The following is a 21,588-nucleotide window of genomic DNA, read 5'->3' as shown; positions in this document are numbered from 1 at the left end:
AGGTGCCTGTTTTATCTAACATTTTATTATTCTGCTCATAGCTTATAATTCTCTTAATCACATTAAACAAGGCTGCTTAATAAAAGCGAATCGCCTGCCATTTTTTTTTCAGTTACATTTTCATGGTTGAAATAAAAAAAGACACCCTAAGCTCTATTACTACACCCTAAGTTTATTAGTAAAAGGAGATCACAATGAGTAACGTTAATTTACAGCCAGCAAGTGTAATGCAGCCTTTAGTGGTATGTGATTTAGATAACAACAACGTGAATTTAGTTGACCGCGTAAGCGACAAACCTTGGAAAATGATAGTGGTGTACAGAGGACAGCATTGCCCTAAATGTACCGAGCAACTCAACGAGCTTGCAACCATGCATGACGAGTTTGCCAGCGCAGGGGTAGAAGTTGTAGCAGTAAGTGGCGATAGCGAAGCGCAGCTTAAAAAGCATCTTGAAAAAATAGACGTAAATTTCCCTCTTTATTACAATTTGACCATGGAGCAAATGACAGATTTAGGCTTATACATTAGCGAGCCGCGTAGTGATGCTGAAACAGATCACCCCTTTGCTGAGCCTTGCATTATTGTTTTAAACGAAGATAACCAAGTGCAAATGCTTGATAAATCAAATAGTCCATTTGTTCGCCCAAGCCTTAAGCAGTTACTAAGCGGTATTAAATTTTCACGCGAAAACGACTACCCAATTCGCGGTACTTTTATTAAGTAACATGTACTGAGTAATTTGTTGAATAGACGATGAGGGCACATTTTTGTGCCTTTTTCATTTTTTTTCACTTTTTTTAATAAAATTACTTGAAAACTATTTTACTGCCCATAAATAGTTTAGTGAGGACGCCTGATGGGTCCCAAAAAATACATAAGTTATTGAAATTTATATTATTAATTTAATTTAATTTAATTTAATTGTGTTGTACTTGTTCAAACGAAAAGTAACAACATTATATCGCTTAAATATGAGGATATTATTATGCGTACAGTAGATTTATCACCACTTTATCGTTCATTCATCGGCTTCGATCATTTAGCATCTTTAATGGATGCGGCAGCGCGTACAGACAAGCAGCCTAGCTTTCCCCCTTACAACATTGAAGCGCTCGATAAAGACAAATACAGAATCACTATGGCCGTTGCTGGCTTTAGTGAAAATGAACTGACCATTGAGTCAGAGAACAACACTTTAAAAGTTGCAGGCACTAAACCAAATAAAGATGAAAATGCAGAACGCAAGTTTATTCATCAAGGTATAGCAGAGCGTAACTTTGAGCGTAAGTTTCAACTAGGGGATCATGTAAAGGTACTTGGTGCCGATTTAGCTAACGGTCTGCTCAGCATTGACCTAGAGCGCGAAATTCCGGAAGCACTTAAACCTCGCAAAATTGAAATTGGCGCTAGCAACCTAATTGAAGGTAAGTAATCGCTAGTTTATATTTTTTTGATTGTAGCCGCCTAAGCTTAGGCGGCTTTTTTTTATAACTCATTTATATGCGTTAGATAATAATTCGCTTGGTCTAAGGTCTGTTGTTGGAGCTCAGGCGCTTGTTTATCCCAGTTTCTATATACCATGCCGATGCGTGGATTTTTTTCAAGTAGTGCGCGGTGTTTGTCCATAAATTGCCAATATAAGCTATTGTAAGGGCACGCCTTATCACCTACTTTTTGTTTAACATCGTAGTGACAGTTTTTGCAGTAATCACTCATTTTATTAATGTAATTACCACTGGCTGCATAGGGTTTAGTGGCAATAATACCCTCATCTGCAAATTGGCTCATACCACGGGTGTTAGGCATTTCAACCCATTCGATGGCATCAATATAAACCCCTAAATACCACTGGTCGACCTCATTAGGGTAAATGCCTGTTAATAAGCAAAAGTTCCCAATGATCATTAACCGTTGAATATGATGAGCGTAGGCGGTGTCTAAGCTCTGTGTTAAAGCATGACTTAAACAATTCATTTTTAAATCACCATCCCAAAAGTAATTCGGTAACGACTGCTTTGCCTGTAATTGATTTTTTTGTGCATAGTCGGGCATGTTTACCCAATATATACAGCGGACGTACTCACGCCAACCTAGGATTTGCCTAACAAAGCCCTCTACTTGAGAAATCGAAATTGTATCAGGGTGAGCATTATATTCGTCAATTACACGCTTTATAACGTACAGCGGGTGGATTAGTTTTGCATTCAAAGCAAACGATAAACGGCTATGGTACAAGCTTGCGTTATTGGCGACTTGATCTGTCATTGCATCTTGAAACTGGCCAAAGTTTTTTAATAGGTGAGTGCAAAAATACTCTAAACAGGTTTTTGCTTGGTTGCGAGTAAGCGGCCACGGGAGCTGCTTAGGGTTTATTTGACCAAAGTAATTTACGTTATGTTTTTTAAGTCTGCTAATGATAGTGCTAACATCGTTATCAAATACTTTTGGCGGGGGAATAGCGTTCAAATCTGCTTTTTTAAATTTATTTCTGTTTTTACTATCAAAGTTCCATTGTCCTCCTTGTGGGCTACTCCCATCCATAAGAATATTGTATTGTTTGCGCATAGCACGGTAAAAGTGCTCCATAGTCACATGTTTGTTTTTTTCAAATCGTTCGTTAATACGTTCAAATGGCAGCAAAAAATGTTCAGTGTCATAGGCTTTAACGGTAAAAGGTGATTCTTTCTTAAACTTGCTCAGCTGTGCTTTGAGCCTGTATTCATCAGGGTATTGATAATGTATTTCACTGCATTGGTACTGTTTAGCTATTCGCGCAATCAAGTCGGGTAAGGTTTTGTCTTGGTGGGTATCATCAAGGGTAAGGTGAAGTGTGCTGTAATTAGCGCTTTGTAAAGCCGTAGCAAAACGCTCCATCGCATAAAAAAAAGCACATAACTTTTGCACATGGTGCTTAACATAGCAGGTTTCTTGATTTAACTCGGCGATTAAATAAAGCGTATCAGGGCTTTTTTCTTTAAACCACGAATGTGAAGCATTGAGTTGATCACCTAATATCAGGCGCAAAACCTTAAAACGAGACATAAACCACCTAAATTTAGTTGTACGTAAAAATCGACAACATAGATCTAGAAAGTCTGCTCATAACCAAAAAATCAGTGAGTCTTTTAAACCTTATTTGCGCGAAGTTGAGATATTTTTTGTTCTAGCGAAATAACATTTGTTTTATTAAACAATGTTGTATTAGCAAAGCTTTCAAAATAACGAAGCGCTTTTTGCCAAGCAACTTGCGTTTGTGCTGTAAAAAAACGTCCTAGGTGCTCGCTTAGTGTGTCGTAAAAGGCGTCACAAAGTAGTGATATTTCCCTTGGCGTCACATTCCTCTTTTTTAAATATTGCAAGTGAAAGGCTAAAAAGGGGGCAACAGATGATGGGTTATTCAAATGCCTAACTATGCGTTCTAAGACGCAATACAGTATATAACTTTTTTCGTTAAAGTAGGCCGCACTTGGGTATTGCATTGTTATATTTGACTCTTCAAGCTTAGCATGAAAGCGTGCTGTAAACGCATGAAAGTTTGGCTTAACTATATGCAAACTTTTAATTAACTGTGGCTGATAAGTATTCATTAGCAATCTCATTAAATTTTGTAATTTTTATTTTTATCCACATCGGAGAGCTTTTAGTATAGTGCGTCGCTCACATATCGCACGTAATCTAAACGTAAAAAGCATAAATTTGTATCATTTTTATGAATTTTAGACATTTTATTTATGAATATACGGCTTTTTACGTAGATGTTAGTGACGTTACAATTACCATTTTAATATCTGCATAATCATAATACATACTAGCGAAGCTTAAAATGGGGGGTCACTGATTTTATCAAACTTATTAGTTATTATGGTTGCTAATTACCCCGTATATCCTTATAATAGCCGCCATTGTTTAGCGGTTGATTAACCACTAACAGCGATATTGAATTTTAGGTTTGATATCTATTGGCGCGGGATGGAGCAGCCTGGTAGCTCGTCGGGCTCATAACCCGAAGGTCGTCGGTTCAAATCCGGCTCCCGCAACCAATTTTTATAGTTAGGTATAACCTTACTAATTCTGTATCGCGCATTCTAAGTAATGCGCGTTTTGCGTTTAAGCTAATGTAGTTTAATTAGGTCAGTAAAATGACCCGCAGCCAAGCTTGGCCAAAGGCCACACAGTTTTATGCTTTATTGGTGTGACGCCCCGCTTGGTTCGGGGCGTTGTTGTATCTGCACCATTGATTTTTTGTCTTGTCATTAAATCAAAACTTAAACTCAGTATTTTAGGGCTATAAGCCCTTTTTTTGTTTGTATGGAGGATTTTCGTGACAAAACTTGAGCAAGATTTATTAACCATGCTAACGCCTGCAGTAGAAATGTTAGGCTTTGAATTACATGGTCTTGAGTTTGTACAAGCAGGCCGCCATTCTACCTTAAGGGTTTACATTGACCATGAGGATGGGATATCTGTTGATAACTGTGCGGATGCGAGTCGCCAAATTAGTGCGATTTTAGACGTCGAAGACCCAATTACAAACGAATATGATTTGGAAGTATCGTCTCCTGGTGTTGATCGTCCATTATTCAAACAAGATCACTACGAGAAGGCGCAAGGAGAGGAAGTACGCGTGCGTACTAAGCTTCCACAAGATGGTCGCCGTAATTTTAAAGGCGACTTAGTAGCAGTTAGCAGTGATATGATCACACTTAAAAGCGATGGCGAAGAGCACTTAATCATGCTTAGCAATATCGAACGTGCGAACATCATCGCAAAGTTTTAATTCGAGTGCGAAGGAATAGGGCAAGCGAGGCATTACCCATGGCAAAAGAGATATTATTAGTTGCTGAAGCCGTTTCCAATGAGAAAGCGGTTCCAAAAGAAAAGATTTTTGAAGCGTTAGAGTTCGCTCTAGCAACAGCGACAAAGAAAAAACACGATGGCGAAATTGAAGTGCGCGTATCTATCGACCGCAAAACTGGCGATTACGATACATTTCGTCGTTGGAAGATTGCAGAAATTCAAGAAGATGGTTCATTAGAAAACCCTTACAGCGAAATCACATTAGAAGCAGCTCAAGTTGAAGAACCTGACTTGCAACTGGGTGATTATGTTGAAGAACAGATTGAATCTATCAAATTCGACCGCATAACTACACAAATGGCAAAGCAAGTTATCGTACAAAAAGTACGTGAAGCTGAGCGCGCTTTAGTTGTAGAAGCGTATAAAGATCAAGAAGGCGAGCTAGTAACAGGTGTCGTTAAAAAAGCAACACGTGATGCAATTGTACTTGATTTAGGTAACAACGCCGAAGCGGTTATTTACCGTGACGATATGCTGCCACGTGAAAACTTCCGTCCAGGAGATCGTATCCGTGGTCTTCTATACGAAGTTAAACCTGAAGCACGCGGCGCACAGCTATTTGTAACGCGTTCAAAACCAGAAATGCTGATGGAATTATTCCGCATTGAGGTGCCAGAGATTGGCGAAGAAATGATTGAGCTTCGTGCTGCAGCACGCGATCCGGGTTCACGCGCTAAAATTGCCGTTAAATCAAATGACAAGCGTATTGACCCAGTAGGTGCGTGTGTTGGTATGCGTGGTGCCCGTGTTCAAGCTGTATCATCAGAACTTGGTGGCGAGCGTGTTGATATCGTACTTTACGATGACAACCCGGCACAATTTGTAATTAATGCAATGGCACCAGCAGAAGTGGCTTCAATCGTAATGGATGAAGACACTCACTCAATGGATATCGCAGTAGAAGCCGATAACTTAGCACAAGCAATTGGTCGTAATGGTCAAAATGTTCGTTTAGCTAGCCAATTAACTGGTTGGGAACTAAACGTAATGACAGTTGATGACATGCGCGCTAAAAATGAAGCCGAGTCAGATAAGTTAATCAACTTATTTACTGAAAATTTAGATATTGATGATGAATTTGCATCATTACTTATTAACGAAGGTTTCTCAACACTTGAAGAAGTAGCCTATGTGCCTGCTTCAGAGTTTTTAGAAATCGACGGCTTAGATGAAGAAACAGTTGATGTGCTGCGTTCACGCGCGAAAGATGCATTAACAACAAAAGCACTTAAAACGGAAGAAAGCTTAGAAGGTGTAGAACCGGCTGAAGACTTACTTGCGCTTGAGGGTTTAGAACGCCATCTAGCATTTGTTATGGCAAGTAAAGGTGTAGTAACACTTGAAGACTTAGCTGAGCAAGGTATTGATGAATTAGTAGATATTACAGAGCTTTCACCTGAAAAAGCAGGTGAGCTAATTATGGCTGCACGTAATATTTGTTGGTTCGCAGACGAGTAATTTATTAACGGAGGTATTACACACTATGGCAGAAGTAAATGTTGAAAAACTAGCCGGCGATATAGGTACAACTGTTGATAAATTGCTTCAGCAATTTTCACAAGCGGGTATCACTAAAAAAGCGGGTGATAATGTAACTGAGGCTGAAAAAGCACAGCTACTAGATCACTTAAGCAAATCGCACGGTGGTACTGGTTCAGAAGGCCCAGCACGCATGACTTTACAGCGTAAGAGCAAAAGCACATTAAGTGTTACGGGCTCTACAGGTAAAGCAAAGGCTGTTCAAGTTGAAGTTCGCAAAACACGTACTTACGTGAAAAAAAGCGCAATTGAGCAAGAACAAGAGCAGCAGCGTCTAGCCGCTGAAGAAAAAGCGCGTATCGAAGAGCAGCAAAAAGCTGCACAAGAAGCCGCAGAATTAAAAGCGAAACAAGAGGCAGAACGTAAAGCAAAAGAAGAAGCTGATCGTAAAGCCAAAGAAGAAGCTAAGCGCAAAGCAGAAGCAGAGCGTAAGGCTAAACAACAGCAGATGACCCCAGAGCAAAGTGCTAAGTCTGAGAAAGATCGCATCGAAGCTGAGCGTCTGCAGAAAGAAGCAGAAGAGGCCGCATTGAAGAAAGCTGAAGAAGAAGCGAAACGTCAAGCAGAAGAGGCAAGAAAGCTAGCTGAAGAGAATGAAGCTCGCTGGAAGAAAGAGGAAGAAGAACGTAAGAAACGCGAAGAAACAGCGGATCACCATCTTACGACTTCTACTTACGCACGTGAGGCAGAAGATGTTGCCGATGCACGTGATGAGCAAGGCGCACGCCGTGCTAAGAAAAAGAAAAAAGCCCCAGCAAAAGATAAATTTGCAGGTGGTAAAGGCCGTAAAGGTAAGCTAAAAGCACCTACATCGCTACAACACGGTTTCCAAAAACCAACAGCAGATGTTAAAAACGAAGTGCGTATTAGCGAAACAATTACAGTTGCAGAGCTTGCATCACGCATGGCTGTTAAAGGCGCTGAAGTTGTTAAAACAATGATGAAAATGGGTGACATGGTTACCATTAACCAGGTAATTGACCAAGAAACAGCACAACTTGTTGCTGAAGAAATGGGCCACAAAGTTATCATTGTTAAAGAAAACGAATTAGAGCAAACAGTACTAAATGACCGCCATGAAGATGGTAAGTCTGAGCCGCGTGCACCAGTAGTAACTGTAATGGGTCACGTTGACCATGGTAAAACATCAACGCTTGATTACATTCGTTCTGCTAAAGTTGCATCAGGCGAAGCCGGTGGTATTACACAGCACATTGGTGCATACCACGTTGAAACTAACGGCAACATGATCACTTTCTTAGATACACCAGGTCACGCCGCGTTTACATCAATGCGTGCACGTGGTGCTAAAGCAACAGATATTGTAATCCTAGTGGTTGCAGCAGACGATGGTGTAATGCCACAGACTAAAGAAGCGGTACAGCATGCTCGCGCAGCTGGCGTTCCTTTAATCATCGCTGTAAACAAAATGGATAAAGAAGGCGCAGACCCAGATCGCGTTAAAAACGAACTAGCTCAGCTAGACGTTATTCCTGAAGATTGGGGCGGTGATACGCAGTACGTTCATATCTCAGCTAAAACAGGCTTAGGTATTGATGACTTACTAGAAGCTGTTCTTATGCAATCTGAGCTTTTAGAGCTTCGCGCTCCATCAGAAGGCATGGCAGCAGGTGTTGTAATTGAATCTCGTCTTGATAAAGGACGCGGCCCAGTTGCTTCTATCTTAGTTCAATCCGGTACTCTTAACCAAGGCGATATCGTACTGTGTGGCCTTGAATACGGCCGTGTTCGTGCAATGAAAGACGAAAACGGTAAAGACATTAAATCAGCGGGCCCTTCTATTCCTGTAGAGATTCTAGGTCTATCAGGTATTCCGGCAGCAGGTGATGAAGCGACTGTTGTTAAAGATGAGCGTAAAGCGCGTGAAGTTGCTTTATACCGTCAAGGTAAATTCCGCGACGTTAAACTTGCTCGTCAGCAAAAAGCGAAGCTTGAAAACATGTTTACTAACATGGCTGAAGGCGATGTATCTGAAGTTAACGTGGTACTTAAAGCAGACGTTCAAGGTTCAATCGAAGCGATTTCAGACTCACTAACTAAGCTTTCTACTGATGAAGTAAAAGTGAAGATTGTTGGTTCTGGCGTAGGTGGTATCACTGAAACTGATGCAACACTTGCTGCTGCATCTAACGCAATCGTAGTTGGCTTCAACGTGCGTGCTGACGCATCTGCACGTAAAGTGATTGATACTGAAAACTTAGACTTACGTTACTACAGTGTTATCTACAGCTTAATTGAAGAAGTTAAGCAAGCCATGTCGGGTATGCTTGCGCCTGAGTTTAAGCAAGAGATTATCGGTCTTGCTGAAGTGCGTGACGTATTTAAGTCTCCAAAAATTGGCGCAATTGCTGGTTGTATGGTGACTGAAGGTACTATTAAACGCAGCGCACCAATTCGTGTATTACGTGATAACGTGGTTATTTACGAAGGTGAGCTTGAGTCACTACGTCGCTTTAAAGATGACGTTCAAGAAGTACGTAACGGCATGGAATGTGGTATCGGTGTTAAGAACTACAATGACGTGCGCGTTGGTGACCAAATCGAAGTATTTGAGACAGTTGAAGTACAACGTACACTTTAATTGCTCGTAAGCTAAGATTGTAAATGGGGGCTTTGCCCCCATTTCTGTATCCATTATTTAATTAACTTATTGTTTTAATTCAGTAAGTTATGATTTTAGGAAAACAATCATGAGAGAATTTTCTCGCACTGATCGTGTTGCTCAGCAAATTCAAAAAGAAATTGCTGTTATTTTACAACGCGAAATTAAAGATCCGCGCTTAGGCATGGTGACAGTGTCTGCGGTAGAAGTATCGCGCGATTTATCTTACGCAAAAGTTTTTATTACGGTGTTTAATACCGAAGATGAGAACAAAGCAAAAGAGAGCGCAAAAATACTTAACGAAGCAACGGGCTATATTCGCTCGTTACTGGGTAAGCGTATTCGTGCTCGTATAATGCCTGAGCTTAAGTTTGTAGTAGATAACTCACTAATGGAAGGGATGCGTATCTCTAACTTAGTGGACTCGGTTATACGCGAAGATAACGCTAAACATGTTGATGATGAAACTGATAGCGAAGAAGGCACTAAAGACTAATGGCTAGACGCAGTAAAGGCCGTCCGATTGATGGTATTTTGTTGTTAAACAAACCTCAAGGCATTTCGTCGAACAAAGCCCTACAGCAAGCTAAAGGTATTTATTTTGCTCAGAAAGCAGGTCATACCGGTGCGCTAGATCCACTGGCCACTGGCATGCTGCCTATTTGCTTTGGTGAAGCGACTAAATTTACCCAATTTTTGCTCGATACAGATAAAACCTATGTGGTAAGAGCAAAACTAGGGGAGCGAACAACTACCTCTGATTCAGATGGCGAAGTGGTGGAAACCCGCGATGTAAACGTCACCACGGAACAGTTAGCTGCAGAAATTGAAAAGTTTTTAGGCGAGTCAGATCAGTATCCATCAATGTACTCGGCACTTAAATATGAAGGTAAACCTTTATATAAATACGCGCGTGAGGGCATTGAAGTACCGCGAAAATGTCGAAAAATAAACGTGTTTAGTTTGTCGCTTGATGAGTTTGATGAAACAAACAATGAAGTGCAAATGACTGCGCATGTATCTAAGGGTACATACATCCGTACCATTGTAGATGATTTAGGCGAAAACCTAGGCTGTGGCGCACATGTTATTATGTTGCATCGCTCGGCGGTTGGCCATTATCCTAAAGACAAAATGGTCTCGCTTGAGCACCTTGAAACTCTATTAGCGAAGGCTAAAGAAGAGGCGGTTGCCCCTTCTACATACCTTGATGAACTGCTATTGCCAATGGATAGTGCGCTGGTTGATTTACCCGTTGTAGAAATTAGTAAAGAGCAGGGTGTTGCGTTCAGCCATGGCCAAGCCGTAGTACTAGGCACAGATTTACCCGAAGGGGCCATTAAGGTCTTAGCTGATGGTATGTTTATTGGGACCGGTGAGCGCAACCCTGATGGGCATTTAAAATCAAAGCGCGGCTTATCTAATCAGCAACCTGAGTAAACTTTCACTTGTAGTTATCCTCATAGTTGGTAGAATACGCCCGCTCAATCGTTTTGGCTGAATTAGTGATCGGCTAAAGCACCTATTAAATTTAACTTTTGGAGTTATTATGTCACTAAGCAATCAAGAAAAAATCGATATCATTGCTAAATTTGCACGTGCTGAAGGCGACACTGGTTCACCTGAAGTACAAGTAGCTTTACTTACTTTTGATATCAACAAGCTTCAAGGTCACTTTGCTGACCACAAGCATGACTTCCACTCACGTCGTGGTCTGCTTCGTAAAGTAAGTACTCGCCGTAAATTGCTTGATTACCTTAAAGGTAAAGATATCTCGCGTTATACTGCATTAATCCAAGAGCTTGGCCTACGTCGCTAAGAACTAGATTACGAGAAAAGGAGCTTTATAGCTCCTTTTTTTGTGCCTAAATTTTTAACCTACCAATACACCTTCTTAAAATATAAGTAAAAATCAATAAATGATTAGGCAAAAGCGATTGTGTTTTATCTTTGGGTAGGCTCGCAATTTTAGGTCGCTTTGGTATATACTATGCGCGTAGATAAATAGGTTATCTGCAGTCATTAAAAATTTTGCCAATTGTAGTACTTAATTGATTTCCAACTGAATACAATTATGTACTGTAATTGGCCCTTTTAATGACACTTATTATTGAAATATAAAAACATTTAAGGAATATTTTAAGTGCAAGCAATTATTAAAGAATTTCAACTAGGCCAACACACAGTTACCCTAGAAACAGGTGCAATCGCACGTCAAGCTGACGGTGCAGTATTAGCAAGTATTGGCGATACATCAGTATTAGTTACTGTAGTTGGTAAGCGTGAAGCTCAACCTGGTCAAGACTTTTTCCCATTAACAGTTAACTACCAAGAGCGTATGTACGCTGCTGGTCGTATTCCAGGTGGTTTCTTAAAGCGTGAAGGCCGCCCTAACGATGGCGAAACACTTATTGCACGTCTTATTGACCGTCCAATTCGTCCACTTTTCCCAAATGGTTTCGTAAACGAAGTACAAGTTATTGCAACCGTTGTATCTGTAAACCCTGAAATCCAACCAGATATGGTTGCGATGATTGGTACATCAGCAGCACTTGCTATCTCTGGTATCCCTTTTAACGGCCCAATTGGTGCATCACGCGTTGGTTACATCAACGGTGAATACGTACTTAACCCGACATTAAAAGAGCTTGAAGAAAGCCAACTAGATTTAGTTGTTGCAGGTACTGATAACGCAGTACTAATGGTTGAATCTGAAGCAGATGTACTTGCTGAAGATGTAATGCTAGGTGCGGTTGTATACGGCCATGAGCAATCTCAAGCTATCATCAATGCAATAAACGAATTTAAAGCAGAAGCAGGTAAACCTACATGGGATTGGACTGCACCTGAGAAAAACGTATCGCTTGAAGAAAAAGTAGCTGAACTTGCTTCTGAAAAAGTAGGTGAAGCTTACCGTATTACTGATAAAGTAGCGCGTAAAGAAGCATTAACTGCAGCAAAAGACGCTGTAATTGAAGCGCTTACAAGCGAGCTTGCTGAAGATGAAACGCTTGATAAGCAAGAAGTAGGTAAAGTATTCGGTTCACTTGAGAAGAAAATTGTACGTGGCCGCATCACTGCAGGTGAAAAACGTATCGATGGTCGTGAACCAGACATGATCCGTGCAATAGACGTAATGACGGGTGTATTACCACGTACTCACGGTTCTGCAATCTTTACTCGTGGCGAAACACAAGCGCTTGTTACTGCTACACTGGGTACAGAACGTGATTCGCAATTAATCGATGATTTAACGGGTACTCATAAAAACCACTTTATGCTTAACTACAACTTCCCTCCATTCTGTGTAGGTGAAACTGGTTTTGTAGGCTCTCCTAAGCGTCGTGAAATTGGTCACGGTAACCTAGCTAAGCGTGGTATTCAAGCTGTAATGCCTACACTTACTGAGTTCCCTTACTCAATTCGTGTTGTATCTGAAATCACTGAATCTAACGGTTCGTCTTCAATGGCATCTGTTTGTGGTACGTCACTAGCACTTATGAACGCGGGTGTACCAATTAAAGCATCTGTAGCGGGTATCGCGATGGGTCTAGTGAAAGAAGATGAGAAGTTTGTTGTTCTTTCAGATATCTTAGGTGATGAAGATCACTTAGGTGACATGGACTTTAAAGTTGCAGGTACTACTAACGGTATCACTGCACTACAAATGGATATCAAGATTGAAGGCATCACGCAAGAAATCATGCAAATTGCGCTTAAACAAGCAAAAGCGGCACGTTTACATATTTTAGGTGTAATGGATGAAGCGATTTCTGCTCCTTCTGAAGAATTATCAATGTTTGCTCCTCGCATCTACACTATGCAAATTCCTGCTAAGAAGATTGCTGAAGTAATTGGTAAAGGTGGCGCTACAATTCGTCAACTTACCGAAGAGACAGGCACAACAATTGAAATTGAAGATGACGGTACAATTAAGATTGCTGCAACAGACGGTGAAAGCGCGCAAAACGCAATTACACGTATTGAGCAATTAACAGCAGAACTAGAAGTAGGTACTATCTACACTGGTAAAGTGGTACGTATTGTTGACTTTGGTGCGTTTGTAAACATTCTTCCTGGTAAAGATGGCCTAGTGCACATTTCTCAAATCAGCACAGAGCGTGTTAACAACGTAACTGACCACTTAAGTGAAGGTCAAGAAGTTAAAGTTAAAGTATTAGAAGTAGACCGCCAAGGCCGTGTACGTCTAAGCATTAAAGAAGCAATGGAATCAGCAGCACCTGCAGCTGATGAGTCAAAAGACGCATAATTGCTAAACTTTAACCCGTTAATATACGCGGGATAATAAAAAAGGGGCTGTTTAGCCCCTTTTTTTATGCTTTAATGAAACCTTATTAGACAAGGTCTGTCTTATTTTTATTGCGATATATCTTGGTATTAAGGATTTTAATGATACTCAAACACTTAGCTTTGGCATCTTTTGCTATTTTGTCTTTAAGCGCTTGCCAAACCACGACTGAATCAAAACCTACGCCGATTGTTAATGTGCCTTTTACTGCACCCCTTGCATCCGACTTTAGAAGCGAAATTGCGATTGCACGTTACTCTGAGCTATTAAATAGAGCCGATTTAAGTACCGAGCAACAAGCTAAGCTTTATTATGACCGTGGGGTATTATTTGATAGCCTAGGAATGACCACGTTATCGCGCATTGATTTTAACCGCGCTATAAAACTAAAGCCTGATTTAGCTGAGGTGTATAACTTTTTAGGTATTCAGCATACTTTAATGCAGCAATACGAAAAAGCGTATGAGTTTTTTGACTCAGCCTTGGAGCTTAATGAAGAGCATGAATACGCTTATTTAAACCGTGGTATTGCACTGTATTATGGTGAAAGAGCAAACTTGGCGCAAAGTGACTTTGATGAGTTTTTAGCGCGATCACCAAACGATCCTTACCGAGTGCTATGGCTTTACCTTGCACAGTCGCAAGAGGATAAACAACAAGCATTAGCCGCTCTTAAAACAAATGCCGCAGCACTTGATGAATCGCAGTGGGCGTATCAGTTAATTTCGCTTTATACTGGCGATATGAGTGAGCATACGTTTTTATCGGGTATTAGCGAAGGTGTTAAATCTGAGCAAGAATACGCACAGCGTTTGTGCGAGGCGTATTTTTATTTAGCCAAAATGCACCAAGCAGCGGGCGAGCAGTACTTAGCTGCGGATTACTTTAGATTGGCATTATCCACTAATGTGCATGAGTTTATTGAATATAAATATGCGCGTTTAGAGCTAGAGCTTATGGCTGGTGCAGACGCTAGTTAAATACCTGTGTTATTTAAGTGGTTTGCTATTTAGCCTGCTTATTGCGGGCTCTAGCAACCATTTAAGCAGTATTGGTTTTTGGCATGTACTTAATACGAAGGCTGATCCGCTGCAAAGCTATTGGCAATTCCCTCGCTACTTTTCAAATAATATCGCGCATCTTCCCAGATTAACCTTGGGCTTTTTAGCACGTGAAAACATCCCATCAGCCCAATACAATTATTCTTTAAAGCTGATAAAAACAAATAAAAACGAGCAAGCTAAGTTATTTTGGCTACAAAGTATAACTTACATTACCCACGCCCAGCGACAGGATTTAGCTAATCTTCTCTTGGCACGAGCACGCTGGGACGATTTACTATTATTAAAGCAGCAAGAATTATTGCCCAAAGGGGATGCGTATAACCACTTAGCACTTCATACTTCAAATCATTACAAACGCATCCCAAACGCTTTTTTAAATGATCTTGGGTTCACGGCTTTAAATACCTTACCGGCTAGTAATAGCTCCTGTATCTTCAATGTCGTTATGATAGGCGTTCATCGCGAAGGACTTTATAAATTACAAAGCTTCACTAAACAATTTAATAAAGTACCCGAACCGCAAAAAGGGGTGTTTTGCTTTAGCAAACCGGTTTACGCCGCTGGCGCATTGGAGTGTAAAAACACACTTTCTATGGCCAACTGTAAATGGAAAAATAAAGCTTTGAGAGGCAAGGTTGCAAAACAGTTTGACTACAGTGTGATAATGAGTAAAAACGGTACGGCTAATGTTATGGGCAAACAAATGCAGCTAAGTACCAGCGCTAACTATCATGTTTTTTTACACGAGCTTATGCATTTTAGCGGTTTTGAAGATGAATATACGCTCCCGCAGAGCAAACAAAAGTGGCTATGTTTAAAGCAAGGTTATGTTGCGCCTAATTTATATATTTCACAGGGCGAGCCGCCTCCCACAGGTTGGCACAAAAGTGAGAGCTGCCAGCAAGGGGGCGTAGCATATAAGCCCAGTAAGGATTGGTCTATTATGCAGTATCAACAACTAGGTTTATCAAAGAGGTACAGGGCATTGTGGCAGAAGCAAATACAACAACAAGAAACCTTAACCCTTGATTAAAATTAAATCGAATAGGCTTGCTATCTATAGACAAAATGGCTGTTTATAAGTATAACTGTACGTATTAATGTCGTTTAAAAACAGACAGTAAAAGCATCTTTTCGTGATGTATAAAACGTAAGGATAAACTTATGATTATAAAAGGCCCTACATTATGACTTTGCTCTGGATACCTTTGTTATCCTTAATTGGCAGTGTTATTTCTTCATGCACCGGCAAACTATCCCGTACGCAAGCTGCAGCTGTGACTGTGCTTGCGCCTTTAACAGCTTTAGGTATTACGCTATACCACACTCCCGCTATTTTAGCAGGTGAAACAATTCGTTATGCTGTAACGTGGATCCCCGCACTTGGGCTGGATTTATCATTTCGTCTTGATGGCTTGAGCCTACTGTTTATGTTTATGATTTTGGGCATAGGCATACTGGTCATTACCTACGCACGTTACTATCTGAGTAAAAACGACTCCTTAGCTAAGCTGTATAGTTACTTATTGTTGTTCATGACGGCCATGCTAGGCATTGTTATGTCTAACAATGTTATTCAACTTTGGCTGTTTTGGGAATTAACCAGCATTAGCTCATTTTTATTAATTAGCTATTGGTGGCATAAAACAGAAGCGCGAAAGGGCGCGCGTATGGCACTAGCTGTTACCGGTGCCGGTGGTTTAGCATTGCTGGCAGGTTTAATGTTAGTGGCCGATATTGTTGGTAGTTACGACCTGGATGTAATTTTAGCTAGCAAGGCAATTGTGCAATCTCATGACTTATACGAAACTGCACTTGTATTAGTTTTGCTAGGTGCATTTACTAAATCGGCACAGTTTCCATTTCATTTTTGGCTTCCTCACGCTATGGCAGCCCCAACTCCAGTAAGCGCGTATTTGCATTCTGCGACGATGGTAAAAGCAGGTATATTTTTATTAGCGCGTTTTCATCCTGTGCTTTCAGGCACAGATACATGGTTTTTACTGGTGGGTTTGACTGGTTTAGCAACGCTTTTGTTTGGTGCTTATATCGCGTTGTTCAAACACGATTTAAAGGGCCTGTTAGCATACTCAACCATTAGCCATTTAGGTTTAATTACGTTGTTACTGGGCCTTGATACTGAGCTCTCTACTGTAGCGGCAATATTCCATATTATTAATCATGCCACTTTTAAAGCCTCATTATTTATGGCGACGGGTATAATCGATCACGAAACGGGTACGCGTGATATGCGTAAGCTTAACGGTATGTGGCGGTATTTACCTTACACGGCAACACTCGCAATGGTCGCAGCAGCCTCAATGGCGGGTGTGCCATTGCTCAACGGTTTTTTATCTAAAGAAATGTTTTTTGCCGAAACCTTACATCAACAAGTGCTGGGCTCTATGTCGTGGTTAATCCCGGTTTTAGCGACTATTGCAGGAGCGCTCTCTGTGGCGTACTCCTCACGCTTTATCCATGATGTATTTTTTAACGGCGACCCCATAGATTTACCACGCCAACCACATGAAGCTCCACGTTATATGCGATTGCCAATTGAAGTGCTGGTTGTGCTGTGTGTGCTTGTAGGTATGTTTCCACACTTCTCTGTTGATGGAATTTTACATGCCGCATCATTGGCTGTCCTTGGTCAACAAGTTCCAGAGTACGAACTGGCTATTTGGCATGGCTTTAACCTTCCTTTATTGATGAGTGCCATGGCTGTGGTGGGCGGTTTATTTATTTATATTAACCGCAAATACTTATTTCAATTTCAAGCCTCGTTACCACCCCTTAATGCTAAAAAAACGTTTGAGGTAATTGTCCTTAAGGCTATTAATTGGTCTCAAAACAGAGTAAGTAGCATCGAAAACGGCTCATTGCAGCGCTACATTTTTGTAATGCTGGCGGTGGTGCTATTGTGTGCGGGGTGGCCATTGTTTGAGATGCAACAGTTAGCCGGCAGTATGGCGAGTATCCCTGTCGATGTGCACAATGCTATTGGCGCTGGGTTATTAATTATTGGCGCATTGGCTACGGTTATTTGGCATCGTTCTCGTGTAGTTGCTTTATTAATGATTTCTATTGTGGGGCTTATGGTGTCAGTTGCGTTCACTCGTTTTTCTGCCCCTGATTTAGCGCTTACGCAACTCACCGTTGAAGTAGCCACCGTAATTTTACTAATGCTAGCATTGTTTTTCCTACCTCAGCATACACCTAAAGAGTCTAGTTCACTTAGGGTATTACGAGATTTAGGCATTGCATCAACATTAGGTGTAGTTGTTGCAAGTATTTGCTATGCACTTCTTACACGACCGCTTGAATCAATATCTGATTTCTTTATCGCTAATGCTAAAACAGGCGGTGGCGGTACGAATGTAGTAAACGTTATTTTGGTCGATTTTAGGGGCTTTGATACCTTGGGTGAGATCACGGTGTTAGGTATTGCAGCATTGGGAATATTTAAAGTGCTGTCGCGTATTCCTCTATTTATGCCTGCAAGTGATGGTGAAGGGCGACCTTGGGCGCGCGAACGCCACCCTATACTACTTGCCAGTATTTCGCATAGTTTATTACCGCTTGCATTATTAGTATCGGCTTATATTTTCCTACGAGGTCATAACTTACCTGGCGGTGGCTTTATTGCAGGTTTAGTAACGTCGATTGCCTTTATATTGCAGTACATGGCTCATGGGTCAGCTTGGATAAGTGAGCGCTTTGCAGTTAACTATCGCAAAATCATCGCTTCGGGTATTGGTATTGCCTTGTTTACTGGTGTAGGCAGCTGGTTCTTCGATAGGCCATTTTTAACAACGTGGTTTGATTATTTTGATATTCCATTTATTGGCAAAACAGAGCTTGCAAGTGCGATTGTGTTTGATTTGGGCGTATACTTAACAGTAGTTGGAGCTACATTAATGATATTAGCAAGCCTTGGCAACATGACAGCAGATACCCAGAAAAAAGAGGTAAATATTTAATGGAGCTATTGTACGCATCTTGCGTTGGAGTGTTAGTGAGTTGTGGTGTTTACTTACTGCTTAGGGCGCGTACGTTCCCAGTGGTGCTTGGACTTACTATGATTTCATATGCAGTGAATTTATTTTTATTTTCTGCAGGTCGTTTAACCATAAATAAAGCAGTCGTGCTTGGAACAGGCACTGATTATGCAGACCCGTTGCCTCAAGCTTTAGTGCTAACCGCCATTGTAATCGGTTTTGCTATGACTGCATTTGTGGTTATTTTAGCAATACGTGGTAGAGCCGATTTGGGTAGCGATCATGTTGATGGGCAAATAATAAAAAGCACGGCCGATAGCAAGGAGCAAAAATGATTCAACATTTAAGCTCTTTGCCTATTCTGTTACCTATGCTGGCAGCAGTCATATTGCTTTTGCCGCCATGTGGTAAAAGCTTACGAATTCGTCGTATTGCCTCATCAGTCATGGCGGTGGCCACGTTTATCGCCAGTGCAATGCTGCTAATCCATGTGTATAACAGTGGTATCAATGTATACGCAATTGGTAATTGGTCAGCGCCTTTTGGCATAGTACTTGTTGCCGATATGCTTTCTACTTTATTGGTTGCACTTACATCCTTTTTAGGAATGGGAGTCATTTTATATGGCTGTGCAGGTGATGATGCTAAAGGTAATTTCTTTCATCCTTTAGTACACTTTTTAATATTAGGTGTAAATGGCGCATTTTTAACAGGCGATCTGTTTAATGTATTTGTATTTTTTGAAGTACTCCTTATTGCCTCATACTCATTACTTATGCACGCAGGTGATAAGCAAAATACGCGCGCCGCACTTCAATATGTAATATTAAACTTAGTTGGCTCGAGCGTATTTTTAATTGGGTTGGGTATTTTATACGGCGTACTGGGTACATTAAACATTGCCGATATGGCTCAAAAAGTATCGCTGCTAACAGGGGACGATGTTTACTTAGCCAAAGCGGGTGGCTTGCTATTGTTAGTTGTATTTGCTTTAAAAGGTGCGCTATTACCTTTGCATTTGTGGTTACCTAATACCTATGCAAGTGCAAAACCTGTCGTTGCTGCGTTGTTTGCGATTATGACCAAAGTAGGCGTATACGCTATGTTGCGCGTTTATACCGTTATATTTGGTGAACAAGCCGGCGAGCTTGAGCATATGGCGCAAACTTGGTTATGGGGCTTAGCTATTGCCACCATAGTGGTTGGTGGAATTGGTGTAATGGCAGCACAAGATTTACGCAAGTTAACGGCAAATCTAGTAGTTGTATCAGTGGGCACGTTAGTTGCTCTAATTGCCTTGCAAAACGTCACAGCAACAGCTGCACTGCTTTATTATTTAGTACATTCTACTCTAGTCAGTGCTGCACTGTTTTTATTAGCTGATTTAATTGCCACACAAAGAGGGAAAGTAGGGGATAGACTTGTTGCTGGCCGCGCTGTAAGTCAACCCTATTTGTTAGGGGCGTGCTTTGTAATTGCTGTATTAACCGTTGTAGGAATGCCACCGCTATCGGGGTTTGTTGGAAAAGTTTGGATCCTCAAAACAACCTTGAATAGCGAGCAAGCCTTACTATTTTGGCCTGTTTATTTAATTACTAGTTTTGTTTTATTAGTTGCACTTTCGCGTGCTGGCACTAGTTTGTTTTGGGAGCGAAAAGCAAAGAAAGGCGAAAGTACTGATGGCGTTAATGCCCACCCATTACAAATTTTAATAATTGTCGGGTTATTGGCATGTTCCCCATTGTTAGTTATTTTTGGTGGTCCTATCAGCGATTATATGCTCAGTGCTGCTACGCAACTGCATGACATTAATGGTGGTATTAATGCCGTAATGGGAGGAGGGAAGTAATGAGATTACAAGCCCGTTATCGTTGGTTGCCAACGCCGTTTCGTAGTTTCTTTTTATTTGTAATCTGGTTGCTACTCAATAATAGTGTATCGCCAGGGCACTTGGTATTAGCAACGTTTTTAGCGATATTTATACCCTTATTGAGTTTTTCATTACGTGACCCACAACCACTAATACTAAAACCTGGGTTGGCTTTAAAACAATTACTTATCGTTCTTTACGATATAGTAGTGGCTAATTTACAGGTGGCCTTGTTAATAGTGGGTCCGGCTAAAAAATTACGCCCTGCTTTTGTAAAAGTCCCTATAGATTTGAGCCATGATATGCCGATTACGATTCTTGCCAGTTGTGTATCACTCACACCGGGTACAGTAAGTGCCGAAGTGTACCCTATCCCAGAATCGCTTAACGAAGGTGAAACGCCCACACAGCGTTATTTACTTATACATGTACTCGATTTAAAAGACGAAGAGGCACTTATCAAACAAATTAAACAACGCTACGAAGCTCCCCTAAAGGAGATTTTTCAATGCTAGATACTGTATTACTCATTGTTTTTTCTATGATTGGCTTATCGCTATTACTAAATTTATGGCGACTTATTATAGGCCCATCGGTCCCAGACCGTATTTTGGCGCTGGATACTATGTATATAAACGTCATTGCATTAATTATTTTATACGGTATTAGTATGGGCACAGGCCTGTATTTTGAAGCCGCATTGCTAATAGCTATGCTTGGTTTTATTAGTACAGTTGCTGTGTGTAAGTATTTACTGCGTGGCGACATAATTGAATAGGATTTTAAAATGATAAGCGAATGGGTTGTATCCATACTGTTATTGTTTGGTGGGCTGTTTATTTTAATTGGTTCATTAGGCTTGATTAAATTGCCTGACTTTTACATGCGATTGCATGGACCAACTAAAGCAACAACCTTAGGCATGGCAAGTATACTTATTGCAGCAATGGTGTTTTTTGCGAATTCAGGGCACGGCTTTAGTGTCAAAGAGATATTGATTACCGTGTTTTTATTAATTACCGCCCCGATTAGTGGGTATATGTTAATAAAATCAGCAATTCATCATAAGCTTAAAGCTAAAGAAGGTACAAAAGGGCTCGATAACGTAGAAGACGATTAGCCCTAGGACATTCATAAAAAGGCCAAATAAACATGTTTTATTTGGCCTTTTTAGTATGGGCATGCGCATTTACGAACTATTTTTTACTCATTAGCTTTAAGTGATTTGCTCTGAGGTTGGAAAAGCGCATTGATAACTAGGCAAAAACTCTCTATTTAGTTGTTCTAAAAAGATTTTTTAATCTATGCAGCAACACGTTTCGCCCCG

Annotated in this window: 19 protein-coding genes and 1 tRNA gene; 18 read left to right on the top strand and 2 right to left on the bottom strand. The window is 40.8% G+C overall.

Annotation, left to right across the window (positions count from 1 at the left end; all coding sequences use genetic code 11):
• Positions 1–194: 194 nt before the first annotated feature.
• Positions 195–725: a peroxiredoxin-like family protein gene (locus tag AN391_RS02860; protein ID WP_055013994.1), complete on the top strand. Its 531-nt coding sequence runs from the start codon at positions 195–197 to the stop codon at positions 723–725.
• Positions 726–986: 261 nt separating this feature from the next.
• A complete protein-coding gene (locus tag AN391_RS02855) occupies positions 987–1,433 on the top strand; it encodes an Hsp20 family protein (protein ID WP_055013993.1) in 447 nt (148 codons plus the stop codon).
• Positions 1,434–1,486: 53 nt separating this feature from the next.
• Here AN391_RS02855 and AN391_RS02850 read toward each other — a convergent pair whose 3' ends face one another.
• Both AN391_RS02850 and AN391_RS02845 read right to left on the bottom strand, forming a co-directional pair.
• Entirely contained in the window at positions 1,487–3,043 is a 1,557-nt protein-coding gene (locus AN391_RS02850; RefSeq protein WP_055013992.1) for a cryptochrome/photolyase family protein, read from the bottom strand.
• A gap of 83 nt (positions 3,044–3,126) precedes the next feature.
• Positions 3,127–3,588 (bottom strand): globin, encoded by a 462-nt coding sequence (locus AN391_RS02845; RefSeq protein ID WP_055013991.1) that lies wholly within the window; start codon positions 3,586–3,588, stop codon positions 3,127–3,129.
• Positions 3,589–3,964: 376 nt separating this feature from the next.
• Between AN391_RS02845 and AN391_RS02840 the strand changes: the two genes are divergently transcribed.
• The 16 genes from AN391_RS02840 (at position 3,965) to AN391_RS02765 (ending at position 21,381) form a co-directional block, all read left to right on the top strand.
• Positions 3,965–4,041: transfer RNA gene (locus tag AN391_RS02840), tRNA-Met, on the top strand.
• Between the two features lie 281 nt (positions 4,042–4,322).
• Entirely contained in the window at positions 4,323–4,778 is a 456-nt protein-coding gene (rimP, locus tag AN391_RS02835) for a ribosome maturation factor RimP (RefSeq protein ID WP_004585883.1), read from the top strand.
• 38 nt (positions 4,779–4,816) lie between these two features.
• Positions 4,817–6,316 (top strand): transcription termination factor NusA, encoded by a 1,500-nt coding sequence (nusA, locus tag AN391_RS02830; RefSeq protein ID WP_055013990.1) that lies wholly within the window; start codon positions 4,817–4,819, stop codon positions 6,314–6,316.
• Between the two features lie 25 nt (positions 6,317–6,341).
• Positions 6,342–8,999 (top strand): translation initiation factor IF-2, encoded by a 2,658-nt coding sequence (gene infB, locus AN391_RS02825; protein WP_055013989.1) that lies wholly within the window; start codon positions 6,342–6,344, stop codon positions 8,997–8,999.
• Positions 9,000–9,108: 109 nt separating this feature from the next.
• Complete coding sequence (rbfA, locus tag AN391_RS02820; RefSeq protein WP_004585886.1) at positions 9,109–9,516, top strand: 30S ribosome-binding factor RbfA; 408 nt, start codon at positions 9,109–9,111, stop codon at positions 9,514–9,516.
• Positions 9,516–10,460, top strand: a complete 945-nt coding sequence (truB, locus tag AN391_RS02815) for a tRNA pseudouridine(55) synthase TruB (RefSeq protein WP_055013988.1) — start codon at positions 9,516–9,518, stop codon at positions 10,458–10,460. The genes rbfA and truB overlap by 1 nt, the downstream gene beginning before the upstream one ends.
• Positions 10,461–10,569: 109 nt before the next feature.
• Complete coding sequence (gene rpsO, locus AN391_RS02810) at positions 10,570–10,839, top strand: 30S ribosomal protein S15 (RefSeq protein ID WP_004585888.1); 270 nt, start codon at positions 10,570–10,572, stop codon at positions 10,837–10,839.
• Positions 10,840–11,163: 324 nt separating this feature from the next.
• The gene (gene pnp, locus AN391_RS02805; RefSeq protein ID WP_055013987.1) at positions 11,164–13,290 is read left to right on the top strand and encodes a polyribonucleotide nucleotidyltransferase; all 2,127 of its coding nucleotides are present in this window, start codon (positions 11,164–11,166) and stop codon (positions 13,288–13,290) included.
• A gap of 140 nt (positions 13,291–13,430) precedes the next feature.
• Positions 13,431–14,309, top strand: coding sequence for a lipoprotein NlpI (gene nlpI / locus AN391_RS02800; protein ID WP_055013986.1), 879 nt, complete (start codon positions 13,431–13,433; stop codon positions 14,307–14,309).
• A complete protein-coding gene (locus tag AN391_RS02795; RefSeq protein ID WP_055013985.1) occupies positions 14,293–15,426 on the top strand; it encodes a hypothetical protein in 1,134 nt (377 codons plus the stop codon). Before nlpI ends, AN391_RS02795 begins: the two co-directional genes overlap by 17 nt.
• Before the next feature lie 154 nt (positions 15,427–15,580).
• Positions 15,581–18,373, top strand: a complete 2,793-nt coding sequence (locus tag AN391_RS02790; RefSeq protein ID WP_055013984.1) for a monovalent cation/H+ antiporter subunit A — start codon at positions 15,581–15,583, stop codon at positions 18,371–18,373.
• A complete protein-coding gene (locus AN391_RS02785; protein ID WP_055013983.1) occupies positions 18,373–18,726 on the top strand; it encodes a Na+/H+ antiporter subunit C in 354 nt (117 codons plus the stop codon). Before AN391_RS02790 ends, AN391_RS02785 begins: the two co-directional genes overlap by 1 nt.
• Positions 18,723–20,240, top strand: a complete 1,518-nt coding sequence (locus tag AN391_RS02780; protein WP_055013982.1) for a monovalent cation/H+ antiporter subunit D — start codon at positions 18,723–18,725, stop codon at positions 20,238–20,240. Before AN391_RS02785 ends, AN391_RS02780 begins: the two co-directional genes overlap by 4 nt.
• The gene (locus AN391_RS02775) at positions 20,240–20,776 is read left to right on the top strand and encodes a Na+/H+ antiporter subunit E (protein WP_055013981.1); all 537 of its coding nucleotides are present in this window, start codon (positions 20,240–20,242) and stop codon (positions 20,774–20,776) included. Before AN391_RS02780 ends, AN391_RS02775 begins: the two co-directional genes overlap by 1 nt.
• Positions 20,770–21,039 (top strand): K+/H+ antiporter subunit F, encoded by a 270-nt coding sequence (locus AN391_RS02770; protein WP_055013980.1) that lies wholly within the window; start codon positions 20,770–20,772, stop codon positions 21,037–21,039. Before AN391_RS02775 ends, AN391_RS02770 begins: the two co-directional genes overlap by 7 nt.
• A 9-nt stretch (positions 21,040–21,048) precedes the next feature.
• A complete protein-coding gene (locus tag AN391_RS02765) occupies positions 21,049–21,381 on the top strand; it encodes a Na+/H+ antiporter subunit G (protein WP_055013979.1) in 333 nt (110 codons plus the stop codon).
• The last annotated feature ends 207 nt before the right edge of the window (positions 21,382–21,588 follow it).

It is taken from the genome of Pseudoalteromonas sp. P1-13-1a (assembly GCF_001401875.1).
Lineage (GTDB): Bacteria > Pseudomonadota > Gammaproteobacteria > Enterobacterales > Alteromonadaceae > Pseudoalteromonas.
Note: the sequence above shows the minus strand (reverse complement) of the source record. Positions and strands in the feature narration are given on the sequence as shown.

What these genes read in the sequence shown, in the direction of transcription:
- AN391_RS02860 (WP_055013994.1), top strand. Translation starts at nt 195, where the DNA reads ATGAGTAACGTTAATTTACAGCCAGCAAGTGTAATGCAGCCTTTAGTG.
- AN391_RS02855 (WP_055013993.1), top strand. Translation starts at nt 987, where the DNA reads ATGCGTACAGTAGATTTATCACCACTTTATCGTTCATTCATCGGCTTC.
- AN391_RS02850 (WP_055013992.1), bottom strand. Translation starts at nt 3,043, where the DNA reads ATGTCTCGTTTTAAGGTTTTGCGCCTGATATTAGGTGATCAACTCAAT.
- AN391_RS02845 (WP_055013991.1), bottom strand. Translation starts at nt 3,588, where the DNA reads ATGAATACTTATCAGCCACAGTTAATTAAAAGTTTGCATATAGTTAAG.
- nusA (WP_055013990.1), top strand. Translation starts at nt 4,817, where the DNA reads ATGGCAAAAGAGATATTATTAGTTGCTGAAGCCGTTTCCAATGAGAAA.
- infB (WP_055013989.1), top strand. Translation starts at nt 6,342, where the DNA reads ATGGCAGAAGTAAATGTTGAAAAACTAGCCGGCGATATAGGTACAACT.
- rbfA (WP_004585886.1), top strand. Translation starts at nt 9,109, where the DNA reads ATGAGAGAATTTTCTCGCACTGATCGTGTTGCTCAGCAAATTCAAAAA.
- truB (WP_055013988.1), top strand. Translation starts at nt 9,516, where the DNA reads ATGGCTAGACGCAGTAAAGGCCGTCCGATTGATGGTATTTTGTTGTTA.
- rpsO (WP_004585888.1), top strand. Translation starts at nt 10,570, where the DNA reads ATGTCACTAAGCAATCAAGAAAAAATCGATATCATTGCTAAATTTGCA.
- nlpI (WP_055013986.1), top strand. Translation starts at nt 13,431, where the DNA reads ATGATACTCAAACACTTAGCTTTGGCATCTTTTGCTATTTTGTCTTTA.
- AN391_RS02790 (WP_055013984.1), top strand. Translation starts at nt 15,581, where the DNA reads ATGACTTTGCTCTGGATACCTTTGTTATCCTTAATTGGCAGTGTTATT.
- AN391_RS02785 (WP_055013983.1), top strand. Translation starts at nt 18,373, where the DNA reads ATGGAGCTATTGTACGCATCTTGCGTTGGAGTGTTAGTGAGTTGTGGT.
- AN391_RS02780 (WP_055013982.1), top strand. Translation starts at nt 18,723, where the DNA reads ATGATTCAACATTTAAGCTCTTTGCCTATTCTGTTACCTATGCTGGCA.
- AN391_RS02775 (WP_055013981.1), top strand. Translation starts at nt 20,240, where the DNA reads ATGAGATTACAAGCCCGTTATCGTTGGTTGCCAACGCCGTTTCGTAGT.
- AN391_RS02770 (WP_055013980.1), top strand. Translation starts at nt 20,770, where the DNA reads ATGCTAGATACTGTATTACTCATTGTTTTTTCTATGATTGGCTTATCG.
- AN391_RS02765 (WP_055013979.1), top strand. Translation starts at nt 21,049, where the DNA reads ATGATAAGCGAATGGGTTGTATCCATACTGTTATTGTTTGGTGGGCTG.